Here is a 23,391-nt window from a genome sequence, read left to right on the forward strand (position 1 = left end):
GGGGGCGCACCGATTCTCGGCTGGCGTCGGCGTGGCTCGCAACGGCCATCCGCCCGATCTTGCTATTCGCCATACTTCGTACGCTGTTCATCGCATTAGTCCGAACTAGCCCTTTTGTGGGGCCTAATTACCATTTCGCACTAGCGTCGGGGCCATGAGAGCACGGAGTTGGAGACGGCGGATCACGCTGCCCGCGGTGGTCGCGGTGAGTGCGCTGATCGGCCTGGTCATAGTGGGTTCCCCGGCGCAGGCGGCGTCGTGTACGGCGCTCGGGGCCACCAGCGACGACGGATCGTCCGTCACCTGTGTCACCTATCCGACGTCGGACGATGCGCGCCTGATCGACCTCACCGTTCATTCGGCGGCCATGAACGCGAACGAGATCGTGCGAATCCTGCTGCCGACCGGCTATGACCCGCAGGCCGATCGGACCTGGNCGACGCTGTATCTGCTGCACGGCGCGGGCAGCGGGACGTCCGGCCACGTCGACTGGACCACCAATACCGACGTCGAAAGCCAGACCGCCGGACACGGCGTGATAGTCGTCATGCCCGACGGCGGGAACGTCGGTTACTACAGCGACTGGATCGCCGATCCGCAGAAGTGGGAGACCTTCCACCTGGTCGAGCTGCGGCAGTTGCTCGAACGCAACTACCATGCCGGTCCCGACCGGGCGATCGCCGGCCTGTCGATGGGTGGGTTCGGCGCGGTGTCCTACGCGGCCCGGCATCCCGACGACTTCAAGGCGGTGGCGTCCTACAGCGGCGCCCTGCACCCCTACGCCGACTACCCGACCATCAGGACGCAGGTGTGGTCGGCCGGCAAGGACGTCCGGACGCTGTGGGGCGACCCGACGACCACGTCCGGGGCGGCGACCTGGCAGCAGCACGACCCGTACTACCTGGCCGACAAGCTGACCGGCATCCCGATCTACGTCTCGTCCGGTGACGGCACCAGGGGTCCGAACGATCCCGACCCCGGCTCCACCAACACCGAGGCGATCGTCAACTCCGAGAGCCAGGCCTTCACTCAGAAGCTCAACGACGCCTACGTCGCCGCGCACCCCGGAGCCACCGGCGATCCGCTGCTCACCACCCACTTCTACAGCCCCGGCGTCCACATCTGGAGCTACTGGACCCAGGAACTGCACGCCTCACTTCCCCTGCTGTTCTCCGCGATCGGCGCGTAGCGGCGGCCGAGCGGTGGCTCCCGTCGGGGAGCCGCGCTCATGTGGCTCCGCCGCCGGTCGCGGGTTGCGGTGCAGGTCTGCCGTCAGCCCGGCCGGTGGCGGAGCCGGGCGCGCGCCGCGAACCCGGCCACGAACGCGGCGAACGCCACGAATCCCACCGCGGCGGCCCGCCCGGTCGCGTGCGGGTGTCCGGGCAGGGCGGCGGGGATGCTCGGCTCCACCCGGCGGCTGCCCACGGTCAGACCCCCGAGGCGGGAGTCGACGTCGGCCCCGATGGTGACGAGGGGACCGGCCGGTCCGTGGATCTCGACCGTCATGCCCTCGGCGGCGAGGACGTCGGCGACGTGGCGCAGGCCGGCGCGTCCGGCGGGAACCGTGGCCGGCAACACGCCAGCCGGGAGGGCGGCGAGGAGGTCCCCCGCGACCGACCACAGCTGCCCCGGCTGACCGGTGGTGATCCGGATACGGTCGCCGGACGCTTCGAAGCGTCCGCCGACCGGCCCGGAGCCGTCCTCGACGCTGAAGGCGACGTCACCGGAGAATCGGGCTGTCACTAGCGCGCGGCGCCGTTGGTGAAGGCGCCGGGCGAGTCGTTGTCCGAGGTGGCGATCCGCAGTGTGCCGTGCAGACGCCAGGTCGCGCGCGCGGCGTCGGGCCCGGTGTCCCGCGGAACCTCGACGAGCATGTCGACAAACTGGTAGTTGATCGCGGCGCCCTTGCCGGTCAGGAAGGACCACAGGTCCTTGCCCAGGTCCGTCCAGTCGACGACTGCGCGGTCCTTACTGGTCTGCGTCATGATTGTGCTCCCCTGGTTGTCGACCAGGCGCGGAATTCGCGAAGCTCGCGCCCACCTCGAAAGTACGACGGCCGACCCCGAACCGCACCTTGAAGNGGCTGGTCGAGGCGCTGTTCCCCCATCGTCGCGACGGAAACCGGTATTCAGCCGGAGAACAGTGAGGACAGGGGAACGACAAAGCGGGTCGACCACGCGAATTGGGTCGGTAGAACCGGCGATGGGATCACGCGGAGTCGGGCGGGGATGCGGCCACCGCCGTCCATCCATGCTCCAACAACGCGAAGATCCGCTCCAGGGCGGCGTTACCGGGGTTCCCGTCGGCCGCCGGTTCCGCCTCGGGGCCGATGCCGATGCGCGCGGCGGCGAGATGGGCGGCCGCCAGGGCGAAGTGGGCGAGGGCCAGGCATGCCGGGTCATCCGCGGGCAGTCCGCTGGACTCGGCGATCGCCGCNGCCAGCGCGGTCTCGTGGCGCAGCCACATCCGGCGGGAGTGCTCGCGCAGCTCGGGCGTGCCGTCGACCAGGGCGTGGAAGTCGCGCAGGCGCGGGTCGGCGCGGCGCTCGGCCGACCGGGCGCTGGTCAGGTGGTTGCGCAGGGCCTGGGGGATCGACTGGCCGGCCGGGCGGTCGCGGACGGCGGCGACGAGGGCGGCCTCGCGGTCGGCGTCCTCGTCGAACAGCAGCGCCACCTTGCCCTCGGGGAAGTGCTTGAACAGCGTCGTCACCGACACGTCCGCCGCCTCGGCGATCTCGCGGACCCCGACCGCGTCGAATCCACGCTCCAGGAACAGCGCCAGCGCCGCGTCGGCCAGCGCCTGACGGGTGGCCGCCTTCTTGCGCTCCCGGCGTCCCACCGACGGGGTCGTCTGCTCCACGCCGCCACAGTACCGCATGGTTGAGCTGCTCAAAAAATGTATCCGTTGCACTTTTGAAGTCGTTCTGATTTTCTGGGCGTGTCCGGAGACGGCGGACCGGCGGAGGCGGAGCCATAGCGCTGCCGTCCCCGCCCTCGCTCGCCGCCCATCGACATGACAGGAGCACGATCATGGAAGTGTCTGTCCACCCCACCAAGATCGCCGTCGTCGGCGCCGGCCCCGGCGGCCTGACCTGCGCCCGGGTCCTGCAGCGCCACGGCATCGACGTCACCGTCTACGACCTCGACGCCTCGGTCGACGCTCGTCCACAGGGCGGCAGCCTCGACATGCACGCCGACTCCGGCCAGGTCGCGCTCGCCGCAGCCGGCCTGCTCGACGCCTTCCATGCGCTGGCCCGGCCGGAGGGGCAGCAGATGCGCGTGCTCGGCCGCGACGCCGGAGTGCTGCTCGATCTTGTCCCCGATCGGGAGGACGACGGTGCCCCGGAGATCGATCGCGGGCAGCTCCGCGCTCTCCTGCTGGACTCACTGGCTCCCGGCACGGTCCGGTGGGGTCACTCGGTGACCCGTCTCGAGCCACTCGGCGGCGGCGCCCACCGGGTCCACTTCGCCCACGGCACGTGCGCCGAGCATGTCCTGGTCATCGGCGCGGACGGGGCCTGGTCCCGGGTCCGGGCGCTGCTCGGTGGCGCCGTCCCGGGCTACTCAGGCGTGACGTTCGTCGAGGCCCACTTCGACGACGCCGACCGGCGCCACCCGCGGGCCGCGGCCCTCACCGGCCAGGGACTGATGATGGCGCTGCACGACAACCGCGGGCTCATCACCCAGCGCAACAGCGGCGGCCACATCCGCGTCTACATCGCCCTGCGCACCGAGCTCGACTGGCACGAGGCGGCCGGCGTCGACCTCGCCGACACCGGGCGCGTCCGCGAGGTGCTGCTGGCGGAATTCACCGGCTGGAGCCCGTCCCTGCTCACGCTCATCACCGCCAACGACGGCCCGTACCTCAACCGGCCGATCCACGCCCTGCCCGTCCCGCACACCTGGCCGCACACCCGCGGACTGACCCTGCTCGGCGACGCGGCGCACCTCATGTCGCCGTTCTCCGGGATGGGCGCCAACCTCGCGATGCTCGACGGCGCCGACCTCGCCCGGGCCATCGCCGCCCGGGCCGGCGCCCCGAACCCGGACGGCCCAAGCGCCGGTGCCCCAAGCGCCGGTGCCTCGAGGGCCGGTGTACTCGGCATCGGTGCACTGGGCGCCGACCGCTTGGGCGCCGACCGCTTGGACGCGGCCGTTCGCGCCTACGAGAGCCTGATGCTGCCACGATCCGTGGAGGCGGCCGCCGGCGCCGCCGAGGCGATCGCCGCGGCCATCGCGCCCGATGCCCCGGCGGGGCTCCTCACCCACCTGGCGTCCCGGGAGTAACGGGCGCTGCCCGCCTGCCGGCCGGGTGGCGGGCGGGCCGGGGCGGGTGGCGTGCGCGGGTGGGGCGTTCTGGGAGAAGCTGGGACCAGCGCGTCCCGATCGGCGGATGCCGCGACTGTGAGGGGCGGTCACCATGATCCGGCTCAGCGTGCTGTACCCGAGGACCGAGGGTGCGACGTTCGACCACGACTACTATCGGGACTCCCACATCCCGATGGTCAGCGGGATGTGGGGCGTCTCGGAGGTCGAGATCGACCGCGGGCTGGACGGCCCGTATGTCGCCGTCGCGCACTTCCGGTTCGCCTCGATCGAGGCGATGAAGGCGGCGATGTCCCGCGGCGACGGCAGGGCGATCGGCGCCGACGTCGCGAACTACACCACGATCACCCCGGTGATGCAGACCAGCGAGGTGACGGGCTGAGCATGGCGACGCCCGGCACCGACCCCGAGCGCGCCCAGGTCCTCGCCGACGTCTTCGCCGCCGCCTTCGGCGAGCTGATGGCGGCGGAGCCCGGGGCGTTCCGGCGGAAGTTCCGCAAGATGGCGGCGACGCCGTTCGCCTTCTACCGGGGCTCGGCGGCGCTGTTCTACGCCGACGTCCACGCCCTCGACGACCCCTTCCTGGACGAGCGGACCAGCCGGATCTGGATCCACGGCGACCTGCACGCGGAGAACTTCGGCACGTACATGAGCAGCAACGGCGTGCTCGTGTTCAACGTCAACGACTTCGACGAGGCCTACGTCGGACCGTTCACCTGGGACCTGCGGCGCCTCGTCGCGAGCCTGGCCCTGCTCGGGCGCGCCAAGGCGCTCAGCGACGCGGTGATCACCCGGCTCGTCGAGGCGTGCGTGGGCGCCTACGCCGACCGGATCCGCGAGCTTGCCGAGGGCGGCGACGCGTCGTCGTCGGACCTGTTGACGCTCGCGACCACCTCGGGGGTGGTCCACGCGTTCCTCCAGCAGGCACGGCGCTCCACCAGGGTGGGACTGCTCGACGAGCTCACCGTGGTCGAGGGCCACGACCGTCGGTTCGCCCGGGACGACGGCATCAGCCCGGTGGACGAGGCCACCCGGGCGGGCGTCCTCGCCGCGTTCGAGCGCTACGTGGACACGGTGCCGCCGGACCGGCGCACCCGCCCGGTGTCGCTGACGGTCAAGGACGTCGTGCTCCGCCGCGGGGTGGGCATCGGCAGCGCCGGCCTGCCGTCGTACAGCCTGCTCGTCGAGGGGCAGACGCAGGCACTGGACAACGACGTCGTCCTGTACATGAAGCAGGGGCAGGTGCCGGCGGTCAGCCGGTTCGTGTCCGACGGACGGATCCGCGACTACTTCGAACACCAGGGGCACCGCACGGCGCTGTCGCAGCGCGCGTTGCAGGCGCACAGCGACTCCTGGCTCGGCCACACGGAGCTCGACGGCGTCGGCCAGCTCGTCGCCGAGGTGTCGCCGTACGCGCAGGATCTGGACTGGTCGGAGGTGAACGAACCCGAGCAGATGCTCGCCCTGGTCGCCGACCTCGGCCGTTCCACCGCCCGGATGCACGCCGTCGCGGACGACGAGAGCGAGCACGACCTGGTGAGCTTCTCCACCGAGGACGCGATCCACGGTGCGATCTCGCGCGACGCCAAGGTGTTCGTCGCCTCGCTGGTCGACTTCGCCCACGACTACGGCGCCCAGGTCCACCGTGACCACCAGCTCTTCGTCGACATGTTCCGCAACGGCCAGCTCATCGACGTGGGCTGAGCGGGACATGGCAGCCGTCTCCTCTGACGGGGCCGCCGCTTACGCGGGGGTGGCGCGCACGTACACATTGTCGGAATAGGAGTGGGCCCGGAGGTCGAACGGTCCACCACAGGTGATCATGACTAGCTGCCGTGGGCCCTGCGTTCCGGCGAAGGCCGCCGGATCGACGCCGCCGGCCTTGGCACGGGCGGAGACCCGCCTGACCCGCCACGCGGTCTGCTCCCCGCGTGCGTCACTGGTGTAGACGAGGTCTCCGGCGTGCAGGTGGGCCAGCCGTCCAAACGCGAAGGGCGGCATTCCCCGCCAGTTCACGTGCCCGACGAGGGTCACCTCCCCGGAGCCGGCGTCCAGCGCGGCCGAACCGGACCACAGCCCGACCTCGGACGGCGCCTGCGGCGGAGTGAGGACGCCCTGGTCCTCGGTCGCCCGGCCGATCCTGGCGGTGACGCCGAGCGCCGATATCCGGAGGCTGGATGCCGGCAGATCGGACTGGTGCCGCGGGATCTGGACCGTGCGCGCCCCGCCGGATCCGGGCGATGGCCCGGGCCGGTGCGGCCCGCCGGTCTCAGGCAGCGGGGCGGCCACCGGGGCAGGTCTGGCCGGCCATCCCAGGACGATCAGCGCGATCCCGGCCAGCATGATCCCGGCGAGGGTCAGGGCACCGAGGACGGGCAGCGAGGCGGCCGGGCGCCTCAACGCCGGCGTCTGGTCCGCCGGGCCCCGAGCGCCCCGAGCGCGGCGAGCGCGCAGCCGGCGGTGACCGTGCCGAGTACGACCAGCTCAAGACCGCTGCGCCTGGGCTCGTCGGGCTGCCCTCCCGCCACGGCCACCGGCGGATGAGCAGCCTGCTGGCTCCCCGGCGCCGGCGACACACCACCGTGGCGCTGCGAGGAACCGGGCTCGGTCCGGCCCGGGCCGCCGCCGGACCCGTTACCCGGGCCAGGGCCGGAGCCGTCACCAGGGCCGGAACCGCCTGCCACCGCGCCGCCGCCCACGATGGCGCCGCCCGCCGCGGGGCCACCGAAGCCGGGGCCACCGAAGTCGGGGCCATCGAAGCCGGGGTGAGGGGGAAGGATGCCGGGGAATCCGGGTAGCCACGGCGGGAGCGGGAAGACGACGATCGGCTTGCCGCTCGGGATCGGCACGCTGGCGAAGGCGGGCGGCGCGATCACCCGCCCACCCTGAGCGGCTGCGGACGCGTTCGCCACGTTGGTGATGACGCCCGCCGCGACCTCCGCGGACGTGATCGTATGATCGGGAACGGTGCAGGTCACAGCCTGCTTCGGGAGGAGCGACGGGGCGGGGCAGCGGACCGGGCCAGCCTTGGGATCGTGCACGGTCACCGCGGACACCACCGTGTGCCCGGTGTTCGCGACCGTGATCGTCCAGTGCACCCGGTCACCTGGACCGATCCTGCCGTCCCTGTCCGCGTCCACCACGGTGCCGCGCTTGGTGGCGGCCAGCGCGGGTGTTCCCAGGAGGATGAGGCCGACGGTGGTCTGCGCCGAGTCGCCGTCCGCCCTGGCAGGCAGCGCCGGCAGGACGACCGTCATCGCCAGCAGCACGGCCGTCGTCAGAGCCGTCGTCAGAGCCGCCGACAGCGGCCGGTCAGGGAGACCCTTCGGTGTCGCCGGGCCGGCCGGGGGGCGACGGATCGGCCGACGACCGATCATGACGTCGTGGCCGCTGTCGCGCCCGCCGAGTCCGTCAACGGTCCCGCCATCGCAAGTTCCCCCACCCAGCGTCATGAATTGCTACTCAGAGTAACATGGCGCGGTCGTGGCCCGTGGTCAAGTCGGTGGTGCCAGGGGTGCGCTCGAGGACAGGTCCGGCCCCGTGGCGGAGGAGCGGCCAGCCTGCGCAACCGTGTTGTACAGACGTCGGCGCTGTACAGACATCGGATGATTGTGCGGGGGCGCGGCCGCACCCTGGCCAGCGGCGGCCAGGACAGCGCCGTCCGGCTCTGGACCCTCGCCTGAGCGCACCGGGTCGGCCCGCCGGTCAACCGGCCGCGACGACGCTCCGTCCGCGGCCCCAGCCCCGGCTGTCGAGGTCGGTCAGGACGCGGATCATGTCGTCGTTGGTCTGCCGGGTGGTGGCCCGCACCAGCTCGGTCAGGGCGGGGCCGGCCTTCTCGGGAGAACCGCAGTCGAAGGGCGGCTGCGGGTCGTATTCCATGGCGAGCTGGGCCATTTTCGCGACGTCGTCGCCGAACATCCGCGCGAGCAGCGTGAGGCCGAAGTCAAGGCCGGCGGTGACGCCGCCGCCGGTGATCCGGTTACGGTCGATCACGACACGGTCGTTGACGTTCTCGGCGCCGACCAGGGCCAGCACGTCGCGGCCGGCCCAGTGGGTGGCAGCCCGGTAGCCCCGCAGCAGTCCGGCGGCGCCGAGGAGCAACGAGCCTCCGCAGACGGCGGTGACGTAGCGGGCCCGCGAGCCTCGGTCGGCGAGGAAGGCGAGGACGTCGGCGTCCGCCGCAGCGGCCTGGTCCCGTCCGCCGGGGACGAACAGGACGTCGACGTCCGGCGGGCAGTCGGCCAGGGTCGTCGTCGGGATCACCGCCACGCCGGTGTCGGACATGACCGGGTCGAGCGTCCGCCAGACCAGATGCACCTCCATGACGGGGGCGAGAGCGGTCTGCGGGCCGATCAGATCGAGCAGGGTGAGCCCGGGGTACAGCAGCATCGCAGCCCGTGGCGGGGTGGGCGTGGGCGTGGGCGTGTTGGCCGTGCGATCGGTCATCGATAACTCCTCCGGTTCGGCGGTAAACCGCGTAATACGGGGCAGGCCCGTCTCCCGACCCCGGAATGCGGGGTCGGTGCCGACGCTATCGATGGGGTGCGGCGCCGACCGCCGGCCGGCGTGACAATGTTCGACGGGAAATTGCCAGCCTGATCGATGGCCGGGCGGCGCGTCCACGCCGAGGATTCAGTGCGCCGCCGCCCAGGGGGCGACGCTGCCGACCCGGTTGATCGAGTAGCGCAGGATGAACCCGTCGCCCTTCGGGCCCGGGAAGTCGGCGTCCGGGTTCGCGTAGACCTTCGTCAGGCTGTTCAGCAGATCCAGGGCGCCGCCGGCGGTGACCGTGGCCGTCGCCTGCAGGACGGCTACTCGGCTGCCTCCTGCTCCATGAAGACCCGGTCGGCGTGGAAGATCTCCGCAAAGCTCGCGAAGCGTTCCAGGCTGCCGTACTTCGGCGTGAACTCCCAGGCCACCCATTCGCCGTCCGGGCCGGGATCGGCCGGATCGAGCAGCCAGAAGTCCTCGCCGCTCGCGATCACCAGCGATCGACGGAAGACCGACAGCAGGTCGTCGAGGTCCTGTCCGTCGTTATGCGGCTCTCCGTAGAGGTTGATGAAACCGGCGCCGTCTACGGTGTCGCGGAACCAGTCGACGTCGGTGCTCGCGTGCAGCTCGTCGATCCACCCGGCGAGGTTGGGCCATCCGTCGCTTGTCGCCAGAAAGCTGCGGAAGGTCGGCGGGAAACGGACCGCCAGGCGTTGCTCGGCCGCCGCCACCGTCTGCTCGGCCGCCGGCTCGTGACCTACCCAACGATGCTGGATCTGCTCGTCGGAGAGCTCGTCTGGATCGGCCGTGCGCAGATACGTCTCGCTGTACTCGCGCAGATAGTCGCGCCACTGCTCGGGGGTCGTCAGCGCGGGTGCGGCCAGGGGCGCGTCGCCGTCGGCGAGATTCGACACGAATCCGGCCTCCTTGTCGGGAACGTCAGTATTCTGCCATTCGACAAGCTATCACGGGCCGATGTTCGCCCCGGACGAGCGCAATGTTGTTTCCCGCGAAATCGACCTGCCGCAACGAAAGTTCGTTCGCGGCTCCCGGCTTTGGCCGATGAGTTCGGTGAGGGCACGGGTATGCCGTCCTTCATCCGCCGGCCTACCGGCGGCCGAGGTTCAGCGCGCCGCCGCCCAGGGGCCGATGCCGCCGACGCGGTCGATCGAGTAGCGCAGGACAAGGCCCTCGCCCTTCGAGCCTGGGAATTCGGCCTCCGGGCTTATGTAGACCTTCGCCAGGTCGTTCAGCAGGTCCCAGGCGCCGCCGGTCGTGACGGTGGCCGTCGCGCGTAGGACGGCGTACTCGGCCAGGTAGGCTCCCGGCACCCTCGGCGCGGAGAAGGAAAGCACCACGCGGGGATCGCGTTCCACGTTGCGCACCTTCACGTAGCGGCCCATATGGCCGCTGACGACGTCGTCGCCGTCCAGGCCGATCCAGATGACGCTTACCTGCGGGCTGCCGTCCGGATTGATCGTCGTCAGGTGCGCAAGCGGACCACTGGAGATCAGGTCGCGGAGTTCCGGTGTCAGCAGCGTCATCGCTCGATGCTCCCCTCCATCTCGATCAGCCTAGCAACTATCGGGAAATCCCCCGCGCGATGACGGGGTGCGGCGCGGCCGCCGTGCTCGCTCAGCCCTCCTCGGGGCCGGTGGCGACGGGACGGTCGGGCAGGTTCGACCACTGGGACCAGGAGCCCGGGTAGAGCGCCGCGGGGTGACCGGCGATGGCCAGCGCCGCGACCTCGTGGGCGGCGGTCACGCCCGAGCCGCAGTACACCCCGACGGGCCGCTCGCCGGTGACGCCGAGCGCCGCGAACCGGCGGGCGAGCTCGGCGGGGGAGTGGAACGTCCCGTCGGCGCTCAGGTTGTCCCCGGTCGGGGCGCTGTGGGCGCCGGGGATGTGCCCGGCGACCGGGTCGACCGGTTCGACCTCGCCGCGGTAGCGCTCGCCGGCCCGGGCGTCGAGCACGATCCCGTCGCGGGCCAGCGCCGCGACCCCGTCGGCGTCGAGCGTCGGCAGCGCGCCGGGGACGAGGGTGATGTCGCCGGGCGGCGGCTGGACCGGCTCCGTCTGGAGCGTCCCGCCCGCGGCCGTCCAGGCGGCGAGCCCGCCGTCGAGGATCAGCACCGGCTCGACCGAGGCCCAGCGCAGCAGCCACCAGGCCCGCGCCGCCGACATCGCCCCCGAGTCGTCGTAGACGACGACGGTGTCCCCGGCGGACAGCCCCCAGCCGCGGGCGGCGCCCTGCAGCGCGGCCACGTCCGGCAGCGGATGACGGCCCTGCGCGGGCACGGGCGGCGCGGCGAGCTCGGTCTCGAGGTCCACGAAGACCGCCCCGGGGATGTGCCCGGCCAGGTAGCCGTCCCGCCCGGGCGGACCACCGAGCTGCCAGCGGACGTCGAGCACCCGCGGGGGCCGCGCGGAGTCGAGGAGCCGGGCCAGGTCCGTCGCGGAGATCAGCACATCGCTCATGCCCCGGACGCTACCGTCGGGGGCCCGGCGCCGCGCCGTCCGCCACCTGGTCCGTATTCGGAGATTTGTCGCCCGGGACGGATTCGTGCAAGGCTCGGCGCGATGGCGATCGGGGTCGACGGGGTGCGGGTCGGGCACTGGACCGATCCGGTGGGCGTCACCGGATGCACGGTGGTGGAGCTGCCGGTGGGCACGGTGGCCTCGGCGGAGGTGCGCGGCGGGGCGCCGGCCTCGCGCGAGCTCGACGCCCTGGCGCCGCACATGGCGCTGGCCAGCATCGACGCCGTGCTGCTGACCGGCGGTTCGGCGTTCGGCCTGGCCGCCGCCGACGGGGTGATGCGCTACTACGCCGAGCGCGGTCGCGGTGTGCCCACGAGCGGCGGCCCGGTGCCGGTCGTGCCGGCACTGGCCCTGTTCGACCTCGCCGTTGGCGCACCCACCGCCCGCCCGACCGCCGACGCCGGCTACCTCGCCGCGCGGGCGACCGGCGGCGAGCAGGTGCTGCGCGGCCGGGTCGGCGCCGGCACAGGGGCGTACGCGAGCCAGTGGCGCGGGCCCGAGTACCGCGGCCCCGGCGGGCTCGGCCACGCGTACCGGTGCCGCGGCGAGGTCAGTGTCGCCGCGTTGTGCGTGGTCAACGCGTTCGGGGACATCGACCACGGCGGCGATCCCGTCCCCCTCGACGCCGCCGAGTCGCAGTGGCGACCCTTCGACCTCGCCGCCGGGCGGACCCACACCACGATCGGAGTGGTGGTCACCAACGCGCGGCTGGACAAGACGAGCTGCCTGCTGGTCGCGCAGGGCGCCCACGACGGGCTGGCGCGGGCCATCACCCCGCCGCACACCCGTCTCGACGGCGACGCCTTCGTCGCCGCGGCAACCGGCCGGGTCGAGGCCGACGTCGACCTCGTCCGCCTGCTCGCGCTGGCCGCCGTCACCGCCGCCATCCGCTCCGTCGACCGCTCACCCTGACCTGACCTGCCCCGACCCGACCTGTCGGGGCGTCGGCTCAGGACGTTGGCGGTCGTCTCGGGCGGGAACGCTGTGCGTCCTTGGCCGTTCCGCGGATACCGTCCGCTGTCGGCCCGGTGACGGGTCCCGAGGCGGACATTCCGATCAGCGGTACCGACCGGCCGAGGCTGCTCGATGAGTACGCCGCGGTAGCCATCACGGACGGTGTGTTCCGGCGGCTTCTGCTGGAGCTCGGTTGACGCTGCTCGACGAGCCGGCCTTCCGGGCGTTCGTCCGGGGCGGGGCACCGTCGATCGACGTGAAGACCGCTTTCCCGGCGATCACGACGTGGGTCAGTCGTGCGCTTCACGGTGGTACGGCCGTTCTGAGCGGTGGAGCGGTGGAGCGGTCAGCGGGTGGGGCGACGCCGCCGCTGGTTGTGCCGGGCGGGGGCGGCAGTGGGCCTGCGCCGGTTCGGGGCAGCCGGCTGGTCGGCGTCCTGCGCGGTCGCGTCCTGCATGGTTGCGTCCCGCATGGTCGCGTCCTGCGCGGTCGCGGCCGGCGTCGGGTCCGCCGGCGGAGCCTGGAAGACGACGCTGGCGACCTGGGTGGCCGAGATCGGATGCGCGCTGGCCTCCGCGGCGGGCTGGGCGAAGTCCGGGATCCGGAAGGGGCGGGTCGTGGGCGGCGGAAGCTCGCGCCTCGGCTGCGTGCGGGCCGTCCGCGGCGCGGAGAAAGGATGGATCGATGAGGTGGCGATGAGGGGTGTCTCGCTTTCGGGGACGGATCGTCGGACGACGATCGGTATGGCGACCGCGCCAGAGCCGTCGGCCGCGGCGCGAAGCCTGCGGACCGACACGACCCGTGGGCGGCTCGTCAGAGCCGGTACATCCGGCTGAACGGACTCGGGATGCGCTCCTGCCGGGAGCCGAAATCAACATCCACGGAGGTGTCTCCGGTGACCCCGATGACCCGGCCGAGCCCGTACACGTCATGCGTGACGCGGTCACCGACCGAGAACCGCTCCTGGGCGGGGACCGCCGGAACCTTGAAGGGGCTGTTGGGTAGGCGACGTCGGGGCACCGCTGACTCGGTCATCAGCTCCAGTATGCACGTCCGCGCGGGGATGGCCAGTCGCCGGCCGTGCCGGGGCCCGGGCGTCACCCATCGGTGGCCGGAAAGGGTGCGTACGCGCGGCTAGTCTGTGTGCTGTGGAACGCGGGCCGGTGAGGGGACGGGCCCATCCGATGCAGGATCCTGGTACACGGGTGGCCGACCCCGTCCGCCTGGCCGCCGTCCGCGGGTGCGGTCTGCTCGACACCGACCCGGAGGAGCCGTTCGACCGGCTGACCAGGCTGGCCGCGATGATGCTGGACGCTCCGCTGGCGATGCTGACCGTGATCGACGACCGTCACGTCTTCGTCAAGTCGCAGTCCGGCGTCAGGCCCGAGTCCGGCGTCAGGCCCGAGGCCGGCGTGGATCCGGCGGCCCGGACCGGCCGGCGTCACCCGCTCGCCGAGGCGTTGTGCCCACTGGTCATCGACGCCGCCGGGCCGATCGTCGTGCCCGACACGGCGGCGGACACCCGCACCCGGGGCAACCCGATGAACGTCACGCTCGGGGTGGCGGCGTGGGCGGGCCATCCGGTCTTCGGTCCGGACCGTCAGATCGTCGGGGTCTTCAGTGTCGCGGACGACCATCCGCGCCCGTGGACCGCCCGCGACCGCACCATCCTGGAGACGCTGTCCGAGGCGGCCTCCGGCGAGATCGCGTTGCGGGCGACGCTCGCGCGCGCCACCGAGCTGGCCCGCACCCTGCAGGCGAGCCTGCTGCCGCCCCGACTCCCCGAGGTGCCGGGCCTGGACCTGTCGGCCCGGTACCGGCCGGCCGGCGACGNCTCCCAGGTGCTCGGCGACTTCTTCGATGTCTTCGACACCGGGCCGGCCGGTCTGGGCGTCGTGCTCGGCGACGTCGCCGGCAAGGGCGTCGAGGCGGCCCGAGTGACCGCCCTGGCCCACTACACGATCCGGGCGGCAGCGAGCCACAGCACCAGTCCCGCCGCCATCCTGGGCCAGCTCAACACGGCGCTGCTGACGCAGCGCCCGGACAGCGAACGTTTTCTGACCGCCGCCTATCTGGACGTCCGCAACGCGCGCTCGGGCCGCCGGCTCACCCTCTGCTCGGCCGGCCACACCCCCGTCCTGCTGCGTCGCGCCGACGGTGACGTACAGCCGGTCGGCGTGCACGGCCTCGTGCTCGGGCTTTTCGACGACGCCGAGCTGGTGGACACCCCGATCCGGCTGAACCCGGGCGACATGCTCCTGCTGTACACCGACGGCGTCACCGAGGCGCGCCGCGGCCGCGAACAGTACGGCGACGAACGACTCCGCTCCCTGGTCGGCGCCCTGGGCCCGGTCACCGCCGAACGGCTGACGGCGGCGGTCGAGGCCGCGGTCCTCGATTTCGCCGAGGGCGCACCGCACGACGACATCGCCATCCTCGCGCTCGGACTGCCGAGCGAGCCCGGCTCCCGCTGACCGGACCGGCACCCCCGCGGGCCTCCCGACTCACCGGGAACGTGGCTGCCGGTGGACCCGGCTGCCGGTGGACACGGCTGCCTGTGGACACGGCCAGTGCGGGCACGGTCTAGGAAGGCGGCAGTTGCGGCGGGGGCAGCGCGCCCTCCTCGTGATCGAGCTCGTCCTCGAGCAGGCGCAGGGAGGCGTCGGACAGGTGGCCGGTGTCCCGCCAGAGCTGGAGCTCGTCGCGTTCCGCCTCGATCATCGTGCGGCGGACCCGGCTGAACGCCTCCGTGAGGCTCGCGGTGGGGGGCCGGCCGGCGTCGGCGCGCTTCAGCGCGCGCAGGCTGTCCTCGCTGCGCCGCTTGCGCTCCTCGGCGACCGTGCGCAGGCGCAGGATGAGATCGTCGGGAAGCTGGCCGCGATCATGCAGAGCGGCCAGGGTCCGCAGGCCGGCGTCGGCCGCCGCGACCCGGGCGCGGGCGCGCTGCCGCCGGCCCTCGTCGAGGTCGGGCCGCACCCCCAGCCGGTGCAGGACCGGTCCGAAGGTGAGCCCCTGGCCGACGAGCGTCACCAGCACCGCGACGTAGGCACAGAACACCAGCAGGTCCCGATGCGGGAACCCGGTCCCGTCGACGGACAGCGGCAGCGCGAAGACCGCGGCGAGGGAGATCACTCCGCGCATCCCGGACCAGGACAGCGCCACCAGTTCGCGGGTCGAGAGGTACGGATGGGGGGACAGGAAGCGCGAGCGGGTCGGCGGCGTCTCGGGGGTCGGCGGCGTCTCGGGGGTCGGCGGCGTCTCGGGAGTGGGCGGCGTCTCGGGGGTGGGCAGCATCGCGGGTAGCAGCAGCCACAGCGGCCGGACCAGCACGATCGCGCCGACCGTCACCGCCGTCGCGGCCGCGACGGTCGAGCGCGGATAGTCACCGATCGCCGGGATGACCGCCGCGAGCTGCTGGCCGATCAGCAGGAAGACGAAGCCCTCCAGCAGCAGGTCCACGAGCCGCCACACCGCGCGCGCATGCAGCCGCGCGGGCCCGGACAGCAGGCTGCGGGACTGGGAACCGAGGATCAGTCCCGCGGTCACCACCGCGAGGACCCCGGAGGCGTGCAGCGCCTCCGCCGGCACGTAGGCGGCGAAGGGTGTCGCCAGGGAGACGGTCGTCTCGGTCACGGGGTCCTCGATGCGCCGCCGGAGCTGGCCGATCAGCCAGGACACGGCGAGTCCGACGGCGAGCCCGCCGACGACCGCGAGCAGGAAACGTCCGGCGACCAGCGGGACGTCGAACCGTCCGTCGACCACCGCGGCCACCGCCACCGTGTACAGGGTCAGCGCCGTCGCGTCGTTGAAGAGGCTCTCGCCCTCGATGACGGTGCGCAGCCGGTCCGGCAGGCCCACCCGCCGTCCGATCGACAGGGCCGACACCGCGTCGGGCGGCGCCAGCGCTGCCCCGAGAGCGCAGGCGGCGGCGAACGACAGGCCCGGCACCACGGCGACGAGCGCCGCCCCGGTGACCACCGCGGTGACGACGACGAGCAGGACGGACAGCGAGACCACCGCGCGCAGGTTGGCGCGGATCTCCACCAGGCTTGAGCTCAGGGCGGCGGAGTAGAGCAGCGGTGGAATGATCAGTGCGAGGACGAGGTCCGGCTCGAGCCGCACGGTGGGCCCGGGCAGCAGCGCGTAGACCGCGCTCGCCACGACCAGCAGCACGGGCGCCGGCAGGCCGAACCGGCGGGCCGTCAGGGCGGCCGTCACCACGAGTGCGACTCCGAGCAGCCCGAAGGCTATCTCTCCCAGCACATGCCGCCCCTCCAGCACATGCCGCCCCTCCGGCACGTGCCGCCCCTCCAGCACGCGCTGTCCCCGGTCTTGCGCGACCCGCACCGACGGACACCGGCGGCGCGGCCGGGACCGTCAGAGATCAGGACGGCCCTCGGTCAGCCAGGCCTCGACGTCGCGCGCCCGCCACAGGACGAAATGGCCCACGGAGTGGATGGGGGAGGGGAAATCGTCGCGGGCGCACAGCCCACGGGCGCGATGCGCCGAAATCGACAGCCGATGAGCGATATCGGCGGTGGTCCACAGATCGTCTACCGCCATACCGTCATGCTATGCGACAACGGCACGCCCCGCCGCCGCCGCCGGGGTGCCCTGCCCCGCCCGCGCCGGGGACCACGGACGGGCGTGCACGGCACCGCGGACGGTCGGTTCCGCTCGGCGTACGCGCCGCATGCGGGTACGCTGGCCGACGTTGCTCTTCTTGGTGCCGCCGGTCACCTTCAGGATGGCACGAGCCATCGACCGGAGCGGATCCGGTCGGCGGAAGTACGGCGGTGTGTCGTGTGGATGCGCCGCGGCAGGAACAGTAGAGGAGCGACTGTGTCAGCAGGAACCGTGAAGTGGTTCAACGCCGAAAAGGGCTTCGGTTTCATCTCGGTGGACGGTGGGGGCGGCGACGTCTTCGTCCATTTCTCCTCGATTGTGAGCGAGGGCTTCAAGTCCCTCGACGAGGGGCAGCGCGTCAGCTTCGACATCGAGCAGGGCCAGAAGGGTCTGCAGGCCGCCAAGGTCCAGGCCATCGCCTAGCTGGCGGCTCTCACGGGCCGCCCGTCCCACGGCTCCCGGCCGCGCCGGGTGCGAACTGGACGGGCCGCTCGGGCGGGCCGCGTGCTCACCGGCGCACACGGCCCGCCGCCCGCCGCCCGTCTCGGCGTCGCACCGACGGCGCGCGGATGGCACACCGGCGCGCGCGGATGGCCGTCCGATACCGCCCACCGCCAGTTCGGCACGTTCCGCGGTGCTGTTCGGGCCAGCCCAGGTTCAGGCGGATCGGTGCAGGGCGGCGCCGACGAAGGCGAGCTGGGCCGGGGCGACCGCGCGCCAGTAGGTCGGGGTGTGCCCGCCCGGGCCGAGACTGTGTTCCTGTGGCCGCAGGTCCGCGACGGCCTGCCGGGAGACGGCGGCGAACGGGTCGTCGTCGCCGCAGTCGATCCGGTACGCCACCCCCGGCGCCGGCGCGGTCCCCAGGATCCGGTGCGCGGCGAAATCGGCGGCGGAGTCGAACGCGCCGGGGGCGCTGGCGCCGTAGCTGCGCCACATCGCCGGGCTGCTCGCCGCCGCCGCGACCACGAGGTCGGGATGGCGCCGGGCCAGCAGCAGCGCGCCGTATCCGCCCATCGACCAGCCCAGCGCCGCCATCCGGGCCGTGCGCAGGCCCGCCGTGGCCAGCCGGGGCCGGATCTCGTCGAGGATCATCGCCTCCGGATCGTCGCCGGCGGCCCGCCGATGCCAGTAGGTCGTGCCGCCGTCCACGGTCACCAGGGCGAACGGCGCCACGCCCGCTCCGATCGCGGCCGGCAGCAGGCCGTCGAGGCCCAACAGGCCGACGGCGCGGCGTGCGTCGTCGCCCCGCCCGTGCAGCACGAGGCACACGGGCAGGCCGCGCCCGCCGCCCGCCGGGGTGACGGTGACCATCGTGACCGGCCGGCCCCGGGCTGCGCTGGTGAACGTCGTGGCGGTCACCACGGCCGGGCCGGTGGCCGGCTCCGGTGACGCCGCGACCGGTGACGCCGCGCCGTGTGCCGTGCTCTCGGGGCCGGCACGCCGGGCGGCGGAGGGCGTCGTAGGCTCTGCCGCGCCGGGCCCGTCGGCGGTCGAGGAGCGGCCGACGCCGCCGGCGACGAGTCCGGCGGCGACGGCGCCGGCCGCCGCGACCGGTGCCGCGATCACGAGGGCTCGCCTGCTCGGTCGCATGGTGCCGATCATTCCATCCGGCCCGTGCGGGCCAGCCCGTGAGGCCGACGTGACCTACCCGCCGGACCGCGCGGCGTGCACGCTGTGCACGCCGAATTCAGTGCATTCTTCGTCCGCTATGGGCCTCGTCACTCGGCGTCCCAGAGCCGTGTCGGTGAGGGACCGTGGTCGGGTGACCGATGATGACGACGACTGGGCCCCGCCGCCCGTGCCCTTCGGTGGCGGCGATCCGGCGGTGGCCGCCNCTGAGGCGCTGGCCGAGGCCGAGGCCGCGCTGCGGACCGGCGCCTGGCGGCCGGACCCGGACGAGATCGACGCGGCCGTGACCATCCTGCACCGGATGGATCTCGGCCGCCGCAACCCCGACATCCCCCTGCGGCGCACCGCCCATCGCGCGCTGGATGAGACCTATCCGCAGCTCACCGTCTGGCGGGCCCGCCCGATGTACCTGTACGCGGCGGTGAAGACCGTCCAGTTGCTCGCCGCGGGCCCGCCGACCGGCGCCAACGCCGCGGCCGCCCACGCCGCCTGGGAGCGTCTCGGTGAGCTGTTGGGCGACGTGACCGCGAACGTCCAGGCCGGCCCCTGACCGGGTCGCCGGTAGACCGCGGCGCCCGCGGTGGAACCGCCGTCGCCGCACCCTCCTTCCCATGTGCGGCCGCCCCATGTGCGGCCGCCCCATGTGCGGTCGCCCCATGTGCGGTCGCCCCATGTGCGGCCGCGGAGTGTGGCAGCTACAGGACGCCATCGGCGGCAAACGCCGCTAAAGAGCCAACATAGGCATACCATTCCTGGTGACTCTCGGTGGGGAGGAGATGACATGTCGCCAGGTCGGTCGGGCGTGCCCCAGGCCGAGCCGTCGGCGTTCGGTCAGGCCGTCCTGATCGGGATGGAGATCGACGGCGTCCAACGGCAGATCCAGCACCTGACCGACCTGCTCCGCGAGCTACGCCGCAGCCGCCGGGCCTGGGAGGCGGGGGCGCGAGGAGAGCGCGACGTCGTCCGGGTGCTCGTCGGGATGGACGACGCCGGGTGGCGGGTGCTGCCGGACCGCCGGTGGCCCGGCACCCGCCGTGCCAACATCGACGTGCTGGTGGTCGGCCCGGGCGGCGTCTTCGTGGTGGACGTGAAGAACTGGCGTGAGGCCAGGGTCGACGGCGGCCGGCTGTGGCGGGGCGACGAGGACGCCGAGGACGAACTGCGCAAGCTGACCGATCAGACGGCGGCCGTCGAGCAGGTGCTGGCGGACGCCGGTCTGCCGCCGACCGAGGTGGTGCCGCTGCTGGTTCTCGTGGGGCGGCGGGGCACCGAGCAGCTCGACCGGGTGCAGGTCACCGGCGAACTCGATCTCACCCGCAACCTGGTGCGGCGTGGCCTGCGGCTGGAACCCGCCGTCGTGGAGCGGGTGCTGGCATGCCTGGACGAGGCGTGCCCGCCGATGCGCGAGGCTGCCGCGGACGCCGCTGCGACGGCGCCGCCGGCCAGGCAGGCAGCGGACGCGGACGGTGTGTTCAGCCGGGACGAGCTGTTCAGCCGGGACGAGCTGTGGCGGGAGCTCGTCGACGCCGCGGCCCGCGAGCCGATCGAGGCGTGGATGACCTGGCTGCATCCGATGCAGGCCCGGCTGGTCTGCCGCCGCTCGTCCGGACCGGCCCGCATCCGTGGCGCGGCGGGCACCGGCAAGACCGTCGTCGCGCTGCACCGGGCCAAGTACCTGGCCGCCCGCGGGGACCGGGTGCTGTTCACCTCGCTGGTCCGCACCCTCGGGCCGGTGAACCGGGCGTTGCTGGCCCGGATGGCCCCCGAGCATGTCGGCCGGATCGAGTTCACCACGGTCGACGCTCTCGCCGTTCGCCATCTCGAGCAGCGGGGCGAGCGTGCCCGCTACCAGCAGGGAATCGCCGACAACTGCTTCTGGCTGGCGTGGGGGCGCGTCGGCCTCCCGTCGGTCCTGGGCCGTTCCGGGGTGGAACCGGGGTACTGGCGGGACGAGATCGCGACCGTCATCAAGGGCCGGGGCCTGACCGGCTTCGAGCAGTACGCCGAGCTTGCCCGGATCGGACGCAGCATGCCGCTGCAGCCGACGCACCGGCGCGCCGTGTGGGAGCTGTACGAGCACTACGAGCGGCTGCGGACGGCCCGCGGGGTCCTCGATCGCGGCGACGTGCTCCTGCTGGCCCGCGACCTGGCGAGGGAGCGCGCCGGCGGCGAGTTCGACGCCGTCATCGTCGACGAGGTGCAGGACCTGACCTGCGTCGGCCTGCAGCTGCTGCACGCCCTCGTCGGCGACCGACAGGACGGCCTGCTGGTCGTCGGGGACGGGCAGCAGTCCGTCTACCCCGGCGGGTTCACGCTGGCGGAGGCCGGCGTGTCCGTCGTCGGGCGGTCCACCGTGCTCGCCCGCAACTACCGCAACCGCGAGGCGATTCTGCGCTACGCCCAGCAGGTGGTCGCCGGGGACAGCTTCGACGACCTCGACGTCGCCGGTGAACGCGGCCGGCGCGACGTCGAGATCGACCGTCCCGGTGGTGAGATCGACGAGGTCGCCGTCACCGGCCCGGCCGAACAGGCCGCGGCGCTGCGCGCGGATCTGGTCGACGCCCACGACGGCCGCGGGGTCCGCTACGGCGACATAGCCCTGCTCGCCCCGACCAACGACGCGGCCGCTCGCTGGGAGCGCATCCTGCTCGGAGCCGGCATCCCGGCGGTGCCGCTGTCCAGGTACGACGGGACGACGTCTCATGCGGTGAAGGTGGGCACCTACCACCGATCCAAGGGCCTGGATTTCGCCCGCGTGTACATCCCGGACCGCAACCGCTTCCCGCGCCCGCGACGCGCCACCGAGTCGGACGACGCCTACCGCGAGCGCGCTGTGCTGGAACGCCGCCAGCTCTACGTCGCCCTCACGCGGGCCCGCGACAGCCTCTGGGTCGGCCTGCGGGAGCCGGTCGGTGCTGGCGCGGGTGCGGGCAGGGCCAGCCGCCGCGTTGACGACAAATCGTCGCGCTCCTAGCGTGTGAGCGGCGTCACCTGACGGAATGGACGGGAGGTCGGCCGGGTGCGGGACCGCGTGGCGATCGTGACGGGTGGCGGGGGCGGCATCGGTTCGGCGGTGTCGGTGGAGCTCGCCCGGCGCGGCGCCACCGTCGTCGTGCTGGACAGCGGCGACGGCCTGCGCGGCGAGCCGCTGGGGGAGCGCAGCGCCGAGCGGACCGTCCGGCGCATCGAGGCGGAGGGCGGGCGTGCCGTCGCCGCGCCGATCTCCGTCACCGACGCCGACGCCGTGCGGGGGCTCGTCGAGGAGACGGTCGCCCGGTTCGGCTCGTTGGACATCGTTGTCAACACGGCCGGGATCCTGCGTTTTCCCCGCATCGCCGACGCCTCGGCGGAGGACTGGGCGGCGGTGCTCGGCGTCCACCTCGGCGGATATCTCAACCTGCTGGCCGCCGCGCTGCCGTGGATGACGGCCGGCGGGTACGGCCGGATCGTGGGCGTCACCTCCGGCGTCGGGCTGGCGCGGACCTCGGTCGACGGGCCGGCCTACGGCAGCGCCAAGCGGGCCGTCGCCGCCCTGACCTGGCAGCTCGGTCCGGTCCTGCCGGCGGGGGTGGCGGTGAACGCGCTGTCGCCCATCGCCGCCACCCGGATGGTGACCGAGGGCCTCGTCGCCGCCGGCGCCGATCCGCGCGGCCTCGACCTGTCCGCGATGCCGCAGCCGGAACACATGGCTCCCGCCGCCGCCCGCCTGGCGAGTGAGGAGTTCGGCTGGTGCCGCGGGCGGGTGCTGTTCTCCGCCGGTTCGGAGCTGTCCCTGATCGCGCCGCCGCGCCTGGTCGAGGCGGTGGCGACGGGCGGCGCGGGCGCGGCCGCCGCGCTGGGCGCGCTCGTGCGGCCGGTGCTGGCGCCGGCGCAGGCGCAGCAGCGCTCGACCGGCGGCTCGAACCCGCGCTCCGCCCCGCTCGTAGCCGCGCCTCCAGGTTCGGCCGCGCCGGCCGGTTCCGCGGAACCGGCCGGCTCCGTCGGTGTGGTCGGGCCGGCCGGTTCGGCGGGGCGGGCCTGCCTCGTCGTCGGGGACGATCGCGCGCTGACCGGGCAGCTCACCGGGGCGCTCGCGCCGTGGGGTTACAGCACCGTCGCGGCGCCGGTCGGCGACACCGGGACCGGCGACGCGGCGGCCGGCTTCGCCGCGGCCGAGCAGGGCATCCGCCGGGCCGCGGCGGGCACGGGGGCCGGGCTCGACGCCGTGGTCGTCATCCACGGCGCCGACGCGACCAGCGCCGGCGGGGAACCGGGCGGGGACTGGCACGCGATCCTGACCAGCCACGCGGGGACGGCGGCGACGATCCTCGGGCATGCCGCGTGGTCCCGCGCCGCCGCGCGGCACGTGGCGGCGACCGGACGGGCACTGCGCGTCGTGCATGTCGTGCCCGCGCTGACCCCCGGCGGCCGCAGCGCCGCCCAGGCCGTCACCCAGCTCGCCCGTTCCGTCAACGACACCCCGATCACCCCGGCCGGGCCCGGACTGTCCGGCCCGATCGGCCCCAACGGCCCGGACGGCTCCAACGGCCCGGACGGTGCCGGCGGCCCGGACGGTGCCGGCGGCTCGGGGGGCAGGCTGCTGGAGTTCGCGGTCAGCGCGGAGAGCCCGTACCCGGCCGACCGCGTCGGGCTCGTCGAGCTGGTGGCGAGCCTCGTCGCCGCGCCGGACACGGCGCCGTTGGCCGGCGCCGAACTCGTCGTCCGGCCCGGCTGGCTGGGCCTGCGCGCGCACCCGGCGCCGGCCGTCACCGCGTCGCTGGCCGGGGCCGAACCTGGCCCCTGGATCGACGACGTGCTACGCGACGCCCTCGCACCGTTCGGCTGA

At 73.4% G+C, this 23,391-nt stretch carries 22 protein-coding genes and 4 pseudogenes; 11 read left to right on the forward strand and 15 right to left on the reverse strand.

From position 1 onward, the window contains the following. Nucleotides 1–154: 154 nt before the first annotated feature. Both UK82_RS38045 and UK82_RS15380 read left to right on the forward strand, forming a co-directional pair. Nucleotides 155–436: pseudogene (locus tag UK82_RS38045) on the forward strand (hypothetical protein); the annotation flags it as partial. 1 nt (nucleotide 437) lies between these two features. Next, nucleotides 438–1,189: pseudogene (locus UK82_RS15380) on the forward strand (alpha/beta hydrolase); the annotation flags it as partial. A gap of 83 nt (nucleotides 1,190–1,272) precedes the next feature. On the opposite strand, the gene UK82_RS15385 reads toward UK82_RS15380, so the two are convergent. From UK82_RS15385 to UK82_RS15395, 4 genes and pseudogenes are all read right to left on the reverse strand, one after another. Further along, nucleotides 1,273–1,743, reverse strand: a complete 471-nt coding sequence (locus UK82_RS15385) for a hypothetical protein (protein WP_044885876.1) — start codon at nucleotides 1,741–1,743, stop codon at nucleotides 1,273–1,275. Beyond that, nucleotides 1,743–1,985 (reverse strand): hypothetical protein, encoded by a 243-nt coding sequence (locus UK82_RS15390; protein WP_044885877.1) that lies wholly within the window; start codon nucleotides 1,983–1,985, stop codon nucleotides 1,743–1,745. Before UK82_RS15390 ends, UK82_RS15385 begins: the two co-directional genes overlap by 1 nt. 223 nt (nucleotides 1,986–2,208) lie before the next feature. Continuing rightward, nucleotides 2,209–2,436, reverse strand: a pseudogene (locus UK82_RS38050) (TetR family transcriptional regulator); the annotation flags it as partial. A 1-nt stretch (nucleotide 2,437) separates the two neighbouring features. Continuing rightward, a pseudogene (locus tag UK82_RS15395) lies at nucleotides 2,438–2,877 on the reverse strand (TetR/AcrR family transcriptional regulator); the annotation flags it as partial. Nucleotides 2,878–3,029: 152 nt separating this feature from the next. Here UK82_RS15395 and UK82_RS15400 point away from each other — a divergent pair. The 3 genes from UK82_RS15400 to UK82_RS15410 all read left to right on the forward strand — a co-directional run bounded on the left by UK82_RS15400 (nucleotide 3,030) and on the right by UK82_RS15410 (nucleotide 6,029). Beyond that, complete coding sequence (locus tag UK82_RS15400; protein WP_055407829.1) at nucleotides 3,030–4,286, forward strand: NAD(P)/FAD-dependent oxidoreductase; 1,257 nt, start codon at nucleotides 3,030–3,032, stop codon at nucleotides 4,284–4,286. A gap of 133 nt (nucleotides 4,287–4,419) precedes the next feature. Further along, the gene (locus tag UK82_RS15405; protein ID WP_044885879.1) at nucleotides 4,420–4,707 is read left to right on the forward strand and encodes an EthD family reductase; all 288 of its coding nucleotides are present in this window, start codon (nucleotides 4,420–4,422) and stop codon (nucleotides 4,705–4,707) included. A gap of 2 nt (nucleotides 4,708–4,709) precedes the next feature. Next, nucleotides 4,710–6,029, forward strand: a complete 1,320-nt coding sequence (locus tag UK82_RS15410) for a DUF2252 domain-containing protein (protein WP_055407831.1) — start codon at nucleotides 4,710–4,712, stop codon at nucleotides 6,027–6,029. 39 nt (nucleotides 6,030–6,068) lie between these two features. On the opposite strand, the gene UK82_RS15415 is transcribed toward UK82_RS15410, so the two are convergent. The 6 genes from UK82_RS15415 to UK82_RS15440 form a co-directional block, all read right to left on the reverse strand. After that, the gene (locus tag UK82_RS15415; RefSeq protein ID WP_055407833.1) at nucleotides 6,069–6,725 is read right to left on the reverse strand and encodes a class F sortase; all 657 of its coding nucleotides are present in this window, start codon (nucleotides 6,723–6,725) and stop codon (nucleotides 6,069–6,071) included. Then, on the reverse strand, nucleotides 6,722–7,594 hold the full coding sequence (locus UK82_RS15420) for a hypothetical protein (RefSeq protein ID WP_161849122.1): 873 nt from the start codon (nucleotides 7,592–7,594) through the stop codon (nucleotides 6,722–6,724). The genes UK82_RS15415 and UK82_RS15420 overlap by 4 nt, the downstream gene beginning before the upstream one ends. 436 nt (nucleotides 7,595–8,030) lie before the next feature. Continuing rightward, nucleotides 8,031–8,774: a DJ-1/PfpI family protein gene (locus tag UK82_RS15425; protein ID WP_044885882.1), complete on the reverse strand. Its 744-nt coding sequence runs from the start codon at nucleotides 8,772–8,774 to the stop codon at nucleotides 8,031–8,033. Nucleotides 8,775–9,139: 365 nt separating this feature from the next. Next, on the reverse strand, nucleotides 9,140–9,733 hold the full coding sequence (locus UK82_RS15430; RefSeq protein WP_044885883.1) for an SMI1/KNR4 family protein: 594 nt from the start codon (nucleotides 9,731–9,733) through the stop codon (nucleotides 9,140–9,142). A 210-nt stretch (nucleotides 9,734–9,943) separates the two neighbouring features. After that, nucleotides 9,944–10,363 (reverse strand): PPOX class F420-dependent oxidoreductase, encoded by a 420-nt coding sequence (locus tag UK82_RS15435; RefSeq protein WP_044885884.1) that lies wholly within the window; start codon nucleotides 10,361–10,363, stop codon nucleotides 9,944–9,946. A 91-nt stretch (nucleotides 10,364–10,454) separates the two neighbouring features. Continuing rightward, nucleotides 10,455–11,297 carry a sulfurtransferase gene (locus UK82_RS15440; RefSeq protein ID WP_044885885.1) on the reverse strand — a complete coding sequence of 281 codons (843 nt, stop codon included), beginning with the start codon at nucleotides 11,295–11,297 and terminating at the stop codon, nucleotides 10,455–10,457. A gap of 102 nt (nucleotides 11,298–11,399) precedes the next feature. Here UK82_RS15440 and UK82_RS15445 point away from each other — a divergent pair, with 102 nt between their 5' ends. Then, a complete protein-coding gene (locus UK82_RS15445) occupies nucleotides 11,400–12,269 on the forward strand; it encodes a P1 family peptidase (protein ID WP_044885886.1) in 870 nt (289 codons plus the stop codon). Nucleotides 12,270–12,657: 388 nt separating this feature from the next. Here the strand turns inward: UK82_RS15445 and UK82_RS15450 are convergent, their stop codons facing one another. Together UK82_RS15450 and UK82_RS15455 are read right to left on the reverse strand one after the other, a co-directional pair. Beyond that, complete coding sequence (locus UK82_RS15450; RefSeq protein ID WP_044885887.1) at nucleotides 12,658–13,107, reverse strand: hypothetical protein; 450 nt, start codon at nucleotides 13,105–13,107, stop codon at nucleotides 12,658–12,660. Between the two features lie 17 nt (nucleotides 13,108–13,124). Then, nucleotides 13,125–13,346, reverse strand: a complete 222-nt coding sequence (locus tag UK82_RS15455) for a hypothetical protein (RefSeq protein ID WP_041940919.1) — start codon at nucleotides 13,344–13,346, stop codon at nucleotides 13,125–13,127. A gap of 269 nt (nucleotides 13,347–13,615) precedes the next feature. On the opposite strand from UK82_RS15455, the gene UK82_RS38055 reads away from it, so the two are divergent. Beyond that, on the forward strand, nucleotides 13,616–14,144 hold a 529-nt coding region (locus UK82_RS38055), incomplete at its 3' end, for a GAF domain-containing protein (RefSeq protein WP_236705988.1). 104 nt (nucleotides 14,145–14,248) lie between these two features. Then, nucleotides 14,249–14,785: a PP2C family protein-serine/threonine phosphatase gene (locus UK82_RS38060; protein ID WP_236705989.1), complete on the forward strand. Its 537-nt coding sequence runs from the start codon at nucleotides 14,249–14,251 to the stop codon at nucleotides 14,783–14,785. Between the two features lie 109 nt (nucleotides 14,786–14,894). Here the strand turns inward: UK82_RS38060 and UK82_RS15465 are convergent, their stop codons facing one another. Further along, entirely contained in the window at nucleotides 14,895–16,610 is a 1,716-nt protein-coding gene (locus UK82_RS15465; RefSeq protein WP_236705977.1) for a sodium:proton antiporter, read from the reverse strand. Between the two features lie 78 nt (nucleotides 16,611–16,688). Further along, the gene (locus tag UK82_RS15470) at nucleotides 16,689–16,874 is read right to left on the reverse strand and encodes an AlpA family transcriptional regulator (RefSeq protein WP_044885890.1); all 186 of its coding nucleotides are present in this window, start codon (nucleotides 16,872–16,874) and stop codon (nucleotides 16,689–16,691) included. A gap of 279 nt (nucleotides 16,875–17,153) precedes the next feature. Between UK82_RS15470 and UK82_RS15480 the strand changes: the two genes are divergently transcribed. Beyond that, a complete protein-coding gene (locus UK82_RS15480) occupies nucleotides 17,154–17,360 on the forward strand; it encodes a cold-shock protein (RefSeq protein WP_082121958.1) in 207 nt (68 codons plus the stop codon). A 234-nt stretch (nucleotides 17,361–17,594) separates the two neighbouring features. Here UK82_RS15480 and UK82_RS15485 read toward each other — a convergent pair whose 3' ends face one another. After that, the gene (locus tag UK82_RS15485) at nucleotides 17,595–18,527 is read right to left on the reverse strand and encodes an alpha/beta hydrolase-fold protein (RefSeq protein ID WP_052681165.1); all 933 of its coding nucleotides are present in this window, start codon (nucleotides 18,525–18,527) and stop codon (nucleotides 17,595–17,597) included. Nucleotides 18,528–19,347: 820 nt separating this feature from the next. Between UK82_RS15485 and UK82_RS15495 the strand changes: the two genes are divergently transcribed. Together UK82_RS15495 and UK82_RS15500 are read left to right on the forward strand one after the other, a co-directional pair. Continuing rightward, a complete protein-coding gene (locus tag UK82_RS15495; protein ID WP_044885893.1) occupies nucleotides 19,348–21,540 on the forward strand; it encodes an NERD domain-containing protein in 2,193 nt (730 codons plus the stop codon). A 45-nt stretch (nucleotides 21,541–21,585) separates the two neighbouring features. After that, a complete protein-coding gene (locus UK82_RS15500) occupies nucleotides 21,586–23,391 on the forward strand; it encodes an SDR family NAD(P)-dependent oxidoreductase (RefSeq protein ID WP_044885894.1) in 1,806 nt (601 codons plus the stop codon).

Origin of the sequence: Frankia sp. ACN1ag, from assembly GCF_001414035.1 — a bacterium.
GTDB lineage: Bacteria > Actinomycetota > Actinomycetes > Frankiales > Frankiaceae > Frankia > Frankia torreyi.

Bases quoted from the DNA above. Each gene is read 5' to 3' on its own strand.
- UK82_RS15440 (WP_044885885.1), bottom strand. From the start codon at position 11,297: ATGAGCGATGTGCTGATCTCCGCGACGGACCTGGCCCGGCTCCTCGAC.
- UK82_RS15455 (WP_041940919.1), bottom strand. From the start codon at position 13,346: ATGACCGAGTCAGCGGTGCCCCGACGTCGCCTACCCAACAGCCCCTTC.
- UK82_RS15390 (WP_044885877.1), bottom strand. From the start codon at position 1,985: ATGACGCAGACCAGTAAGGACCGCGCAGTCGTCGACTGGACGGACCTG.
- UK82_RS15485 (WP_052681165.1), bottom strand. From the start codon at position 18,527: ATGCGACCGAGCAGGCGAGCCCTCGTGATCGCGGCACCGGTCGCGGCG.
- UK82_RS15445 (WP_044885886.1), top strand. From the start codon at position 11,400: ATGGCGATCGGGGTCGACGGGGTGCGGGTCGGGCACTGGACCGATCCG.
- UK82_RS15425 (WP_044885882.1), bottom strand. From the start codon at position 8,774: ATGACCGATCGCACGGCCAACACGCCCACGCCCACGCCCACCCCGCCA.
- UK82_RS15435 (WP_044885884.1), bottom strand. From the start codon at position 10,363: ATGACGCTGCTGACACCGGAACTCCGCGACCTGATCTCCAGTGGTCCG.
- UK82_RS15495 (WP_044885893.1), top strand. From the start codon at position 19,348: ATGTCGCCAGGTCGGTCGGGCGTGCCCCAGGCCGAGCCGTCGGCGTTC.
- UK82_RS15470 (WP_044885890.1), bottom strand. From the start codon at position 16,874: ATGGCGGTAGACGATCTGTGGACCACCGCCGATATCGCTCATCGGCTG.
- UK82_RS15405 (WP_044885879.1), top strand. From the start codon at position 4,420: ATGATCCGGCTCAGCGTGCTGTACCCGAGGACCGAGGGTGCGACGTTC.
- UK82_RS15400 (WP_055407829.1), top strand. From the start codon at position 3,030: ATGGAAGTGTCTGTCCACCCCACCAAGATCGCCGTCGTCGGCGCCGGC.
- UK82_RS15410 (WP_055407831.1), top strand. From the start codon at position 4,710: ATGGCGACGCCCGGCACCGACCCCGAGCGCGCCCAGGTCCTCGCCGAC.